The following is a 13,214-nucleotide window of genomic DNA, read 5'->3' on the forward strand; positions in this document are numbered from 1 at the left end:
ATGTACGCTCCGTTTTTTGCACGCTGTCCGTGTCCAAACAGCCTGCGACAATGACGCCTGGAGGGACAGGCTCGAAATATCAACATGATTTATTTATTTTTTATTGGGCCAACTATTCCCACTTCGTTTGCACCAATATTACTGCACGGTGGAGAGCTTATTGCGAACGGTAAATAATAATAACCCGATTATATTATTTATTAAATTTTATGGACGACATTTTTGTTGCTAAGTGCAATGGCGTCCCGTCGTTTTTTATGTCGCTGTCTGTGGCATTTTTATTACCCGGCAAAATGTTTTGCTCATAAATTTAATGGTAATGTAGCCCCATGCTCGAATAACCGGACTCATAAATGCTGACCACCATAATTTATCGCAGCCACATCTCAGACTTCGTTCCCATCAGGGCGCTTCCCGGAATGGTGGGGGCGGCAAGCATGCTTAATGCTTCTCATGACGTCACAGGCATCCTGTTGTTTAACGGCACGCATTTTTTTCAGCTGCTCGAAGGACCGGAGCAAGGCGTACTCACTGTTTACCAGCGTATTTGCCGCGACCGGCGACACCATAACGTGGTTGAGCTGATGCGCGACTATGCCCCTTTCCGCCGGTTTGGTAATACCGGAATGGAATTATTTGATTTGCGCGAACATGAGCGCTCATCCGTGCTTCAGGCCGTGCTCAATAAAGGCACCTCAAAATACCAGCTGACTTATGATGACCGCGCACTGAAGTTCCTGCGCACGTTTGTCGAATCGCGCGAAAAAGAAAATTATTATGAAGTGCAACCATCAGAACTGTGGGAGTTCATCCCTGACTGGCACAGTTCTCCTTGCCCGGTCAGTGCAAACCTGACTTTACGTCCGGTGGTTGATCCGATGGCCAGAGTGATCACCGCTATTGAAATGGCGATCCCGCACGCTGATAGTAGCGTAAAGCAAGGGAGTGGCATCGCTCATACCGGTATGCAGGCATTTAAGCAGGCGCTGGCAGAGACAGGTAAAATATTCCCGCCGGGAATGACGTTGCATATCAGCCAGCTGCCGGTGAGTTTGCTGGTGATGCCAGAGGCAGTGCGTACCCTCGTTTCAGAGATTGAAATGGCCGGACTTGTGCCTGAACAGGTGGTCATTGGGGTGAGTGAAACGGACGTTATCCCCGACTCAGATATATTTTCCGAAACCGTACGCGCGCTAAAAGGCGTGGGTATCAGCCTGTCCCTCGACGACTTTGGCCGTGGTTCGGCGGGGCTGTCACTGTTGACCCATATCCAGCCAGACCGCATTCGCATCGATGCCAGCATTACCGCTGACGTCCACCGCAGTGGCCCCAGACAGGCGGTAGTACAGGCGATTATCAAATGCTGTTCTGCACTTGAAATTTTAGTCACGGTGGCAGGCATTACCAGAGCAGAAGAGTGGATGTGGCTGGAGGCCGCAGGGATCATCCACTTTCAGGGCGAGCTCTTTACCTCTGACGAAAATGGCCCGTCACAGGCCGTGACCTGGCCGGAGTTTCGCGAGACTCTTCAGCCATGAGCTGATAATGGGGCTTCAGGGCAAGAGGCGAGTTACCGAGGGCCACTCGCCCTTGCCTGCGCGGTACATCATTTCAGGCGTCGCGGTTGCCCTGAGCACATCCGACCACCAGCTTCAGGCAGTTCCTCAGCAGGTCAAGCTGGGCTGCATCAGTGCTCCTGTCCAGCTCACCGATTAAATACATAATAAGGGCTTTGCTGGTAACGCGTGCTTTTCCTGCCAGCAGGCTTTTAATAATTTTTCCCAGAACTTCCTTTTCCGCGGCGTACTGATCGCCAGCTGCCATAATACAGGCGTGGATTTCTGTTGTTGTTATCTGTTGCATAGCTGTGTCTTTCTCACGATCTGCCATTATTTTATAACCTGCCGGTTATCTGATAAAGGGTTCAGTGTTTTGTAGAACTGCATGACGTACCGGACAGACGGATAGTGTCGTTCGGGTTATCAATGCTAATGCCGGAAGTATAACGCGATGCCATGCCCGCTTTTACTTCCTCAATCGCCATCTTCGCAATGCGCACCTCGACGTCACCCGCGTCCAGCGCTGCCTGTAATTTTCCAAGCAGCGAACCCCATGAAATGGCCTCATTTCGGGCCAGTAACTCCACTACGGCTTCACCGATAAGGATGTCACAGAGTTTTTCGTCATCACTGTTTTTCATAATCTGTCTCTTAACGCATCCCCGCGGAACTGCATAACGGGATTAAAACCTTTACTACCGGATTACTGACGGAAAAGCAGGTTAAACAGCTCGTGATAGTGGCGTTCTTCCTCCGGGCCTGATGCCAGTTCAAAGCGTTTAAGCAATTTACAGCAGATAGCCTTACGGTTAAGATTTTGTCCTGAACGCAAAATTTCAACCACAATAGACCCCAGCGTTTCCTGTTGTGAAGGCAGGGAGGCCTTACTGAAGTAAGCGGCAATATCGTTGGCAGAACTGGGTGAACTTGATGTCTGACGCATGAATGTTCCCAATAGTGTGTAAAGCAGGCAGTTAATGTCCTGTAAACTTATACACAACCAGGCATCTTGTACAGAAATTTCGAAAATTAATCACGTGACTAATTTAGCCACAATAAAAAACTATTTATTACATACACTTATAAATTTGCAGCATAATGATTTACTGCCGAAAACTTTGGTAAAGTAGGGCCTGGGTAACATTCTCTGCCACCAGCGCACCATACTGCCAGCACCGTCGCATTTTGTAAGCAGCCTGCACGGTGTCAGCGAGCCGTCCTCGCGTACCCTTTGTGGTGAGGAAACGTTCACCATTTGCCGGATTACTTTTTTTGTAATGACATTTCAGCTGTCACTTTTTTCCGACAAAAAGACAGGACTGATGCCGTATCAGTTGTTACGCACTCCAATAACAGACGTTTTATCTTATTCATTTAATCAACAGCGGATATATAATTAATACCGGAAGGTATTATCAGCAATAAAAAGCTGCCGGAGATTTCCATTATTAACAAGATAAAAATAATATCAATTACCAGATATATATTATCATTTGCCCTATAGTACATTGATTTTGCTGAAGTTAAAAAAACAACCACAACAACAACCTGCCGCTTCCGCTCTCACCGCCAGTGTGAAACCGATGCTGCCATTAATAACGCGCCAGGCCAGAGTGCCAATACAGTTAAACCATCAACGGACGGTTAATGACGGTTTATATTTTTACCGACAGGAATATTTTCATTACTGGTTGTTACTCACCCGTTTATCTGCACGGCCCGCAGAATCGTCAGACATTACCCGTGACTGATTAATCCAGCCATGGACAGACTGGAAGTCAGTTCCATTAATAAAAAACTGCACCCTATTTCGTTGGATAACCAACTTTTCAGGTGCAGCTCAGTCAGGGTGCCTTCGGCAGGAAAAAGATTTACTTCTTCTTAGCCTTCGCGTTTGGCAGGTCAGTAATGCTGCCTTCGAAAATTTCTGCCGCCAGACCAACGGACTCATGCAACGTTGGGTGGGCATGGATGGTCAGCGCGATATCTTCAGCATCACAGCCCATCTCAATGGCCAGACCGATTTCACCCAGCAGCTCGCCGCCGTTGGTACCGACAATCGCACCACCGATAACACGATGAGATTCTTTGTCGAAAATCAGTTTGGTCATGCCATCTGCACAGTCTGAAGCGATAGCGCGGCCAGAGGCTGCCCACGGGAAGGTCGCCGTCTCATAGCTGATACCCTTCTCTTTTGCTTCTTTCTCGGTCAGCCCCACCCAGGCAACTTCCGGCTCGGTGTATGCGATAGAAGGGATGACTTTCGGATCGAAGTAATGTTTCTTACCCGAGATGACTTCGGCAGCGACATGGCCTTCATGAACGCCTTTGTGTGCCAGCATTGGCTGACCGACGATATCACCAATGGCGAAGATGTGCGGCACGTTGGTGCGCATCTGCTTGTCGACGCGAATAAAACCACGGTCATCCACTTCAACACCCGCTTTACCCGCATCCAGGCCTTTGCCGTTTGGCACGCGACCAATTGCCACCAGCACCGCGTCGTAACGTTGCGGTTCGGCCGGCGCTTTTTTACCTTCCATCGTCACCCAGATACCGTCTTCTTTCGCTTCCACGGCGGTCACTTTGGTTTCCAGCATCAGGTTGAACTGTTTGCTGATACGCTTGGTGAACACTTTCACCACGTCTTTGTCCGCTGCCGGGATAACCTGGTCAAACATTTCGACCACATCAATCTCTGAACCCAGCGCGTGGTAAACGGTACCCATTTCCAGACCGATGATGCCGCCGCCCATGACCAGCAGGCGCTCAGGGACTTCTTTCAGCTCCAGCGCATCGGTGGAGTCCCACACACGGGGATCATCATGCGGAATAAACGGCAGCTGGATCGGACGGGAGCCGGCGGCGATAATAGCATTGTCAAAGTTAATGGTGGTGGCACCATTTTCACCTTCAACCACCAGCGTATTGGCACCGGTAAATTTACCCAGGCCATTCACCACCTTCACTTTGCGGCCTTTTGCCATCCCCGCCAGACCGCCGGTCAGTTGGGTGATGACTTTTTCTTTCCAGCTACGAATTTTGGTGATATCGGTCTGCGGCTTACCAAAGACGATGCCGTGTTCTTCCAGCGCTTTTGCCTCTTCAATCACTTTTGCCACATGCAGCAGGGCTTTGGAAGGGATACAGCCGACGTTCAGACAAACCCCGCCCAGGGTGCTGAAACGTTCAACAATAACGGTCTCAAGACCTAAATCAGCAGCACGGAACGCTGCGGAATAGCCTGCGGGACCAGCCCCAAGTACCACGACCTGAGTTTTAATTTCAGTACTCATCATGACCTCTTAGTTAACTGGGGGATGCCCCTCCCCCGGTTCGTATTCAGGGCAAGAGTTTACAGAATTGTTAACAGACTGCAAACAGCATGGTCACCCTGATTACCCGTATCCTGATCCATATCAGATTAGCGTCACCGCTAAAGCCAATATGCGATAAGGCCGGCATAAGCCGGCCTTGTTGCTGTTACATCACCAGACGGCGAATATCCGCCATGATGGTGGCAATATAAGCCGCAAAACGCGCACCCGCCGCACCATCGATCACCCGATGGTCAAAGGAGAGTGACAGCGGCAGCATCAGGCGAGGAACAAACTCTTTACCGTTCCACACCGGCTCCATCGACGATTTGGAGACGCCAAGAATTGCCACTTCCGGTGCGTTGACGATAGGCGTAAACGACGTCCCGCCAATACCGCCCAGGCTGGAGATGGTGAAACAGCCGCCCTGCATATCGCCAGCGGTCAGTTTGCCATCACGCGCTTTCTTCGAAATCACCGCCAGTTCGTTGGACAGCTCAACAATGCCTTTCTTGTTGACGTCCTTAAATACCGGCACCACCAGCCCGTTTGGCGTATCCACCGCCACACCGATATTGATGTATTTCTTCAGCGTCAGCTTCTGGCCATCTTCAGACAGGGAACTGTTGAAGCGTGGGAACTCCTCCAGCGCTTTGGCCGCCGCCTTCATAATAAACACCAGCGGCGTGATTTTCAGATCCTGCTTCTTCTTCGCGGCTTCGTCATTCTGCTGTTTGCGGAAAGCTTCAACGTCAGTGATATCGGCTTTGTCGTGCTGCGTAACGTGCGGGATCACTACCCAGTTACGGCTCAGGTTAGCACCAGAAATTTTCTGGATGCGGCCCATTTCGACTTCTTCAATTTCACCGAACTTGCTGAAATCAACTTTCGGCCACGGCAACATACCTGGCAGGCCGCCACCGGTTGCCTGTGCAGGGGCAGTTTCGGCGCGTTTGATCGCGTCCTTAACGTAAGTCTGCACGTCTTCTTTCAGAATACGGCCTTTACGACCGGTGCCTTTCACCTTCGCCAGATTTACGCCGAACTCGCGGGCCAGCCGACGGATAACCGGCGTCGCATGGACGTAAGCGTCGTTCTCGGAGAACTCGCCCTTCGTTTCCGCTTTCGCCGCAACAGCGGCCGGTTTGGCATCCTGTTTAGCCGGAGCAACCTCTTCTTTTTTCTCTGCCGGAGCCGTTGCCGGAGCAGCGCCTTCGACGTCGAACACCATAATCAGCGAGCCGGTGCTCACTTTATCGCCGGTGGAAATTTTGATCTCTTTCACCGTGCCGGCAAAAGGTGCCGGGACTTCCATTGAAGCTTTATCGCCTTCAACGGTGATAAGCGACTGCTCGGCAGCCACTTTATCGCCCACTTTCACCATCACTTCGGTCACTTCAACTTCGTCACCGCCGATGTCAGGAACGGCAACCTCTTTCGGACCGCTGGCTGCCTGCGCCGCAGGTGCGGCTTCTGTTGCAGCAGGTTTCTCTTCAGAGACGGCGGCTGTGCCGGAAGCGGCAGTTTCAAAGACCATAATCAGTGAACCGGTACTAACTTTGTCACCGGTGGCGATGTTGATCTCTTTCACCGTACCGGCAAACGGGGCAGGCACTTCCATTGAGGCTTTGTCGCCTTCAACGGTGAGCAGTGACTGCTCGGCTTCCACGATGTCGCCCACCTTAACCAGGATTTCAGTGACTTCCACTTCGTCACCACCAATATCCGGCACGTTCACGTCTTTACTTTCTGCTTTGGCTGCGGCGGCGGGTTTCGCTTCTTCTTTTTTCGCTTCGGCTTTGGCTGGAGCAGGCGCTGCACCTTCAGCGGATTCGAACACCATAATCAGCGAACCGGTTTCCACTTTGTCACCGGCAGCAATTTTGATCTCTTTCACCACGCCAGCTTCTGGCGAAGGCACTTCCATTGAGGCCTTGTCGCCCTCGACGGTGATCAGCGACTGTTCCACTGCAACGTTGTCGCCCACCTTAACCAGAATTTCAGTGACTTCCACTTCGTCTGCACCGATATCCGGCACCTTGATTTCGATAGCCATTACTCTTTACCTCTTATGCCAGACGCGGGTTGACTTTATCGGCATCGATATTGAATTTGGTGATGGCCTGCGCAACCACTTTCTTATCAATTTCACCGCGTTTGGCCAGTTCGCCCAGCGCGGCAACCACCACGTAAGACGCATCGACTTCAAAGTGGTGACGCAGGTTTTCACGGCTGTCAGAACGGCCAAAGCCATCGGTACCCAGTACACGATAGTCGCTGGCCGGAATGTAAGTACGGATCTGTTCAGCAAACAGCTTCATGTAGTCAGTCGAGGCGACGGCCGGTGCATCGCTCATGATCTGCGTAACATATGGCACGCGCGGTTCAGCGGTTGGATGCAGCATGTTCCAGCGCTCGCAGTCCTGGCCATCGCGGGCCAGCTCGGTAAAGGAAGTGACGCTGTAAACGTCAGAGCCAATCCCATAGTCTTTCGCCAGGATCTGCGCTGCTTCACGGACGTGACGCAGGATAGAACCCGATCCCAGCAGCTGCACTTTGCCTTTGCTACCTTCAACGGTTTCGAGCCGGTAGATACCCTTACGAATACCCTCTTCCGCGCCCTGCGGCATCGCAGGCATATGGTAGTTTTCGTTCAGCGTGGTGATGTAGTAATAAATGTTTTCCTGCGCGTCGCCGTACATACGCACCAGGCCGTCGTGCATGATAACCGCCACTTCGTAGGCATATGCCGGATCGTAAGAGACGCAGTTAGGGATGGTCAGCGACTGAATGTGGCTGTGACCATCTTCGTGCTGCAAGCCTTCGCCATTCAGCGTGGTACGACCGGAAGTGCCGCCAACCAGGAAGCCGCGCGCCTGCTGGTCGCCTGCTGCCCAGCACAGATCGCCAATGCGCTGAAATCCGAACATAGAGTAGTAAATATAGAACGGGATCATCGGCAGATTGTTGGTGCTGTAAGACGTTGCCGCTGCCAGCCATGAGGCGCCTGCGCCCAGTTCGTTAATCCCTTCCTGGAGAATTTGGCCTTTCTCGTCTTCTTTATAGTAAGCAACCTGCTCGCGGTCCTGCGGGGTATACTGCTGACCATTCGGACTGTAGATACCAATCTGACGGAACAGACCTTCCATACCGAAAGTACGGGCTTCATCGGCAATGATCGGCACCAGACGATCTTTGATCGACGGATTCTTCAGCATCACGTTCAGTGCACGAACAAACGCGATGGTGGTGGAAATCTCTTTATTCTGCTCGTCCAGCAACTGACGGAAGTCTTCCAGTGCAGGCATCGATAGTTTTTCACTGAAGTTTGGCTGACGGGTTGGCAGGTAGCCACCCAGTTTCTGGCGCTGACCGTGCAGATAGTTGTACTCTTCAGAGTCTTTTTCGAAGGTCACATAAGGCAGTTTTTCAAGGTCAGCGTCATCGACCGGCACGTTGAAACGATCACGGATATAGCGCACGCCATCCATGTTCATTTTCTTCACCTGGTGAGCAATGTTCTTGCCTTCCGCCGTCTCGCCCATGCCATAGCCTTTGACGGTATGCGCCAGAATAACCACTGGTTTGCCTTTGGTGTCCTGCGCTTTTTTCAGTGCTGCATAAACTTTCTTCGGATCGTGGCCACCACGGTTCAGCGCCCAAATTTCGTCGTCGGTCATCTCTTTGACCAGCGCCGCGGTTTCAGGATATTTACCAAAGAAGTGCTCACGAACGTAAGCACCATTGCGGGATTTGAAGGTCTGGTAGTCACCGTCAACGGTTTCATTCATCAGCTGAATAAGTTTGCCGCTGGTGTCGCGACGAAGCAGTTCGTCCCAGCGTCCGCCCCAGATAACTTTGATCACTTCCCAGCCCGCACCACCGAAGATGCCTTCAAGCTCGTTGATGATTTTACCGTTGCCAGTAACCGGGCCATCCAGACGTTGCAGGTTACAGTTGATGACAAACACCAGGTTATCGAGTTTCTCACGGGTCGCGATGGTGATCGCGCCTTTGGATTCAGGCTCATCCATCTCACCGTCGCCAAGGAAAGCATAAACGGTTTGCTGTGAAGTGTCTTTCAGGCCACGGTGTTCCAGATATTTCAGGAATTTCGCCTGATAGATTGCACCCAGCGGACCAAGGCCCATCGAAACCGTGGGGAACTGCCAGAATTCAGGCATCAGTTTCGGGTGCGGATAAGAAGAAAGTCCTTTGCCGTGAACTTCCTGGCGGAAGTTGTTCATCTGCTCTTCAGTCAGACGGCCTTCAAGGAAAGCACGGGCGTATACGCCAGGAGAAATGTGGCCCTGGAAATACACCAGATCGCCACCGTCGTGCTCGCTGCGAGCACGGAAGAAGTGGTTAAAGCACACTTCATAAAAAGTCGCGGAAGACTGGAAAGAGGACATATGACCGCCCAGCTCCAGGTCTTTTTTGGAAGCACGCAGAACGGTCATGATAGCGTTCCAGCGAATTGCAGAACGAATGCGGCGCTCCAGTGAAGTATTACCTGGGTATTCCGGCTCATCTTCAACAGCGATAGAGTTGATGTAATTGCTGGCTCCAGCGCCTGCTGCAACCTTCACACCACCTTTGCGCGCTTCGCTCAACACCTGGTCAATCAGGAATTGCGCACGCTCAACACCTTCTTCACGGATGACCGATTCGATCGCCTGTAGCCAGTCGCGGGTTTCGATCGGATCCACGTCATTATGTAGACGTTCTGACATGGGGTATTCCTTATCTGTGTCTAATACGTTGAATTATCTGGTGCCTGTCTCTCTGAACTCTGGACCGTAAGAGCACAGAGAGACAGGCACATCGTTATCCCCACATCCCTGACGTGACTCAGGCCTGTCGGGGTTGGACCAGTTGCCGCGTTATTCCTCACGTTGCTGTATACGTCGTAAGGAGCGCTCCCTGCGGCTCTGCTCCCGACTTCGGTCCAGCAATATTTCCTCAATAAACGCCAGGTGACGATGTGAGGCCTCGCGTGCCTGTTCAGGTTCGCGTGCCACTATTGCCTCAAAAATACTGGCGCGGTGACCGCTCACTGTTGCCAGCATTTCGCGGCGCGAGTAGAGCAATTCAAAATTCTGTCGGACGTTTCTCTCAAGCATTGGCCCCATTGAACGCAGCAGATGCAGCAGCACCACATTGTGCGCTGCTTCTGTGACAGCAATCTGATACTGCATCACGGCGTCTGCTTCGGCATCCAGATCGCCACTGTCCTGAGCAGCCTGAATCTGTATATGGCAATGGCGGATGCGCTCTATATCCTGTTCGGTACCACGTAATGCCGCATAATAGGCCGCAATCCCTTCCAGCGCATGTCGCGTTTCCAGCAAATCGAACTGGGTTTCAGGATGACCAGCCAACAGTTCGACAAGGGGATCGCTCACGCTTTGCCATAGATTTGCCTGCACAAAAGTGCCACCGCCCTGACGCCGCAATAGCAGACCTTTCGCTTCCAGACGTTGGATAGCTTCACGGAGTGAAGGACGGGAAACGTCAAACTGTTTAGCCAGTTCACGCTCAGGGAGTAGCTTCTCACCCGGACGCAGCGTCCCTTCCATTATCAGGGATTCAAGCTGTTGCTCAATGGCGTCGGATAGCTTTGGTTGGCGGATTTTGCTGTAGGCCATCTTCCCTTCTTCTGGCGGAATCCTGAGTTAATTGGTAATACCAATTACCATAAGATGGCGGTAAAAGTAACAAAGTATTCACCTGATGTCTATACGCCCACCGAGCGAAAATAAACGGCTGTCTCGTTTTGACAGCAGATAAATAATGTCAGGACGCTCTTTTTTTCAGCACTCTCCGATACAAAAAAGAGAAAGCATGTGCAATGCGCACTGCTTATCACTATTCTGAGCAAGAAGGTAGTCTCACCCTTTTTTTCCTGATAACACCACTGTACAAAATCCTGTACAGCAGGGATTGTAACCACCGACAAAGGCGCGTCCTGAGTTAGAAAAATAACGAAACCATGAGGTCTATATGGAACAACAGCATAGCGAAACGCTGAAGCGCGGACTTAAAAACCGCCATATTCAGCTGATCGCATTAGGGGGTGCCGTCGGTACCGGCCTGTTTCTCGGCATTGCAGACACCATCAAAATGGCCGGTCCGTCTGTCCTGTTGGGCTACGCTATCGGCGGTTTTATCGCCTTTATGATTATGCGCCAGCTTGGTGAAATGGTGGTGGAGGAGCCAGTTGCCGGCTCTTTCAGCCACTTTGCCTATAAATACTGGGGCAACTTTGCCGGTTTCGCGTCTGGCTGGAACTACTGGATCCTCTACGTGCTGGTGGCCATGGCGGAACTGACCGCAGTGGGAAAATATATTCAGTACTGGTACCCGGAAATCCCCACCTGGGTTTCTGCCGCCGTCTTTTTTCTGCTGATTAACGCTATCAATCTCACCAATGTGAAAGTCTTTGGTGAGATGGAATTCTGGTTTGCCATCATTAAGGTGGTTGCCGTTATCGGGATGATTGTCTTTGGTGCCTGGCTACTGTTTGGTGGTCAGGCAGGCCCTGATGCCACAGTGACTAATCTGTGGAACAAAGGGGGATTCTTCCCTAACGGTATCTCCGGCATGGTGATGGCGATGGCGGTGATCATGTTCTCATTTGGCGGCCTGGAGCTGGTCGGTATTACCGCTGCCGAGGCCGATGACCCGGAGACAAGTATTCCTAAAGCCACCAATCAGGTGCTGTTCCGCATCCTCATTTTCTACATCGGCTCACTTGCCATCCTGCTGTCGCTCTATCCCTGGACCAAAGTGATTGGCGGTGCCAGCCCATTTGTCATGATTTTCCACGATCTGGGTGACAGCCTGGTCGCGAATGCCCTGAATGTGGTGATACTGACGGCCGCACTCTCTGTATATAACAGCTGTGTTTACTGTAACAGCCGGATGTTATTCGGTCTTGCGAAACAGGGTAACGGCCCAAAATCGCTGATGAAAGTTGATGGACGTGGCGTACCGGTTGTGGCGATCGGCGTTTCTGCCGCGGCAACCGCCCTCTGCGTGCTGATTAACTATCTGATGCCGGGCGAGGCATTTGGACTGTTGATGGCGCTGGTAGTCTCTGCGCTGGTGATTAACTGGGCGATGATCAGTCTGGCCCACCTTAAGTTCCGCCGTAAGAAGGATCAACAGGGTGTGCAGACCCGTTTCAAAGCCCTGTTATATCCCGTCGGTAACTGGATTTGCCTGCTATTTTTGGCCAGTATACTGGTGATTATGGCGCTAACGCCCGGCATGGCCATCTCAGTCTGGCTGATCCCAGTCTGGCTGGGGATCCTGGCCGCAGGCTACGCGATAAAAAATCGCGCACAAAAAGCCTGATTACCAAGCATAAGGGTAAACCTCGCAGGCTCTACGGTTAAGCCATCTCATCAGAGATGGCTTACCGCAGTAACCAGAAGGGCGAAGTTTACTGATGTTGAACTGCCCCAAAAAACATGCTGATTCTCTCAGACCATGTTCATTGGCTATGTTGCAAAAAGCTGGAGCTGATAAACTTATTGCCCTTTTTTGCTGACAGAGCTGCACATAACCCCATGCAAAGGCCGGCTTTTCAGTGCGACACCATCCTGTAGGCGGGTACGCTGGTACTGCAAATTCGGCATCAGCTACCGTGAGCTACAGGAGATACTGGCCGAACGTGGCCTGAACGTCGATCACTCCACAATTTATCGCTGGATTCAGCGTGATGCCCATGAAACAGAAAAGCGACTGCGTTGCTACTGGCGTAACCCTTCCGAGCTCTGCCCGTGGCACACTGATGAAACGTACGTGAAGGTGAATGGCCGGCGGACCTGGCTGTACCGCGCGGCTAACAGCAGAGGGTGTACTCTCGACTTCTGTCTTTCACCGCACCAAACAGCAAAGCCGCATACCGTTTTCTGGGAAAGGTTTTAAAATGGCAGATCCCACGCTTGATCAATACGGATTACGGATAAGGCCCCCGACATATGGCCGGGCGCTCGCGCTGCTCAAACGCACAGGCCGTTCTCCGCCAGACGTTGAACACCGACAGATCAAGTACCAGAACGACGTGATTGAATGTGATCATGGGAAGCTGAAAAGGATAATCAGCGCCACGCTGGGCTTTAAATCGATGAAGACGGCTTATGCCACAATTAAGGGGATTAAAGTAATGCGGGCACTGCGCAAAGGCCAGGCTTCACCGTTTTATTATGGTGATTACCTGGGCGAGATGCGTCTGGTAAGCAGAGTTTTTAAAATGTAAGGCCTTAGAATAAAAAAATGCTGAATACGTGTTCTGAACAGTAGATCACATTGAAGGAACTCAGCCCGGATT

9 protein-coding genes and 1 pseudogene are annotated in these 13,214 nt (G+C 51.6%); 3 read left to right on the plus strand and 7 right to left on the minus strand.

The window, feature by feature from the left end; all coding sequences use genetic code 11:
- The first annotated feature begins 353 nt into the window (after window positions 1-353).
- Window positions 354-1,538: a diguanylate phosphodiesterase gene (locus tag EB241_RS03885; RefSeq protein ID WP_124231896.1), complete on the plus strand. Its 1,185-nt coding sequence runs from the start codon at window positions 354-356 to the stop codon at window positions 1,536-1,538.
- Window positions 1,539-1,611: 73 nt separating this feature from the next.
- Here the strand turns inward: EB241_RS03885 and EB241_RS03890 are convergent, their stop codons facing one another.
- The 7 genes from EB241_RS03890 to pdhR all read right to left on the minus strand — a co-directional run bounded on the left by EB241_RS03890 (window position 1,612) and on the right by pdhR (window position 10,524).
- The gene (locus EB241_RS03890) at window positions 1,612-1,890 is read right to left on the minus strand and encodes a biofilm development regulator YmgB/AriR family protein (RefSeq protein WP_124231897.1); all 279 of its coding nucleotides are present in this window, start codon (window positions 1,888-1,890) and stop codon (window positions 1,612-1,614) included.
- A gap of 34 nt (window positions 1,891-1,924) precedes the next feature.
- Window positions 1,925-2,200 carry a hypothetical protein gene (locus EB241_RS03895; protein WP_124231898.1) on the minus strand — a complete coding sequence of 92 codons (276 nt, stop codon included), beginning with the start codon at window positions 2,198-2,200 and terminating at the stop codon, window positions 1,925-1,927.
- A 62-nt stretch (window positions 2,201-2,262) separates the two neighbouring features.
- Window positions 2,263-2,502 (minus strand): regulatory protein YcgZ, encoded by a 240-nt coding sequence (gene ycgZ, locus EB241_RS03900; protein ID WP_124231899.1) that lies wholly within the window; start codon window positions 2,500-2,502, stop codon window positions 2,263-2,265.
- A gap of 928 nt (window positions 2,503-3,430) precedes the next feature.
- Window positions 3,431-4,855: a dihydrolipoyl dehydrogenase gene (gene lpdA, locus EB241_RS03905; protein ID WP_124231900.1), complete on the minus strand. Its 1,425-nt coding sequence runs from the start codon at window positions 4,853-4,855 to the stop codon at window positions 3,431-3,433.
- Between the two features lie 187 nt (window positions 4,856-5,042).
- Window positions 5,043-6,932: a pyruvate dehydrogenase complex dihydrolipoyllysine-residue acetyltransferase gene (aceF, locus tag EB241_RS03910; protein WP_124231901.1), complete on the minus strand. Its 1,890-nt coding sequence runs from the start codon at window positions 6,930-6,932 to the stop codon at window positions 5,043-5,045.
- Window positions 6,933-6,945: 13 nt separating this feature from the next.
- Entirely contained in the window at window positions 6,946-9,609 is a 2,664-nt protein-coding gene (gene aceE, locus EB241_RS03915) for a pyruvate dehydrogenase (acetyl-transferring), homodimeric type (protein ID WP_124231902.1), read from the minus strand.
- A gap of 150 nt (window positions 9,610-9,759) precedes the next feature.
- Complete coding sequence (gene pdhR / locus EB241_RS03920; protein WP_124231903.1) at window positions 9,760-10,524, minus strand: pyruvate dehydrogenase complex transcriptional repressor PdhR; 765 nt, start codon at window positions 10,522-10,524, stop codon at window positions 9,760-9,762.
- A 355-nt stretch (window positions 10,525-10,879) separates the two neighbouring features.
- On the opposite strand from pdhR, the gene aroP reads away from it, so the two are divergent.
- Both aroP and EB241_RS03930 read left to right on the plus strand, forming a co-directional pair.
- The gene (gene aroP / locus EB241_RS03925) at window positions 10,880-12,235 is read left to right on the plus strand and encodes an aromatic amino acid transporter AroP (protein WP_124231904.1); all 1,356 of its coding nucleotides are present in this window, start codon (window positions 10,880-10,882) and stop codon (window positions 12,233-12,235) included.
- A gap of 207 nt (window positions 12,236-12,442) precedes the next feature.
- Window positions 12,443-13,142, plus strand: a pseudogene (locus EB241_RS03930) (IS6 family transposase).
- The last annotated feature ends 72 nt before the right edge of the window (window positions 13,143-13,214 follow it).

This window comes from Erwinia psidii (assembly GCF_003846135.1).
Classification (GTDB): domain Bacteria; phylum Pseudomonadota; class Gammaproteobacteria; order Enterobacterales; family Enterobacteriaceae; genus Erwinia; species Erwinia psidii.

Coding starts and splice junctions, on each gene's coding strand:
- EB241_RS03885 (WP_124231896.1), top strand. CDS start 354: ATGCTGACCACCATAATTTATCGCAGCCACATCTCAGACTTCGTTCCC.
- EB241_RS03890 (WP_124231897.1), bottom strand. CDS start 1,890: ATGGCAGATCGTGAGAAAGACACAGCTATGCAACAGATAACAACAACA.
- EB241_RS03895 (WP_124231898.1), bottom strand. CDS start 2,200: ATGAAAAACAGTGATGACGAAAAACTCTGTGACATCCTTATCGGTGAA.
- ycgZ (WP_124231899.1), bottom strand. CDS start 2,502: ATGCGTCAGACATCAAGTTCACCCAGTTCTGCCAACGATATTGCCGCT.
- lpdA (WP_124231900.1), bottom strand. CDS start 4,855: ATGAGTACTGAAATTAAAACTCAGGTCGTGGTACTTGGGGCTGGTCCC.
- aceF (WP_124231901.1), bottom strand. CDS start 6,932: ATGGCTATCGAAATCAAGGTGCCGGATATCGGTGCAGACGAAGTGGAA.
- aceE (WP_124231902.1), bottom strand. CDS start 9,609: ATGTCAGAACGTCTACATAATGACGTGGATCCGATCGAAACCCGCGAC.
- pdhR (WP_124231903.1), bottom strand. CDS start 10,524: ATGGCCTACAGCAAAATCCGCCAACCAAAGCTATCCGACGCCATTGAG.
- aroP (WP_124231904.1), top strand. CDS start 10,880: ATGGAACAACAGCATAGCGAAACGCTGAAGCGCGGACTTAAAAACCGC.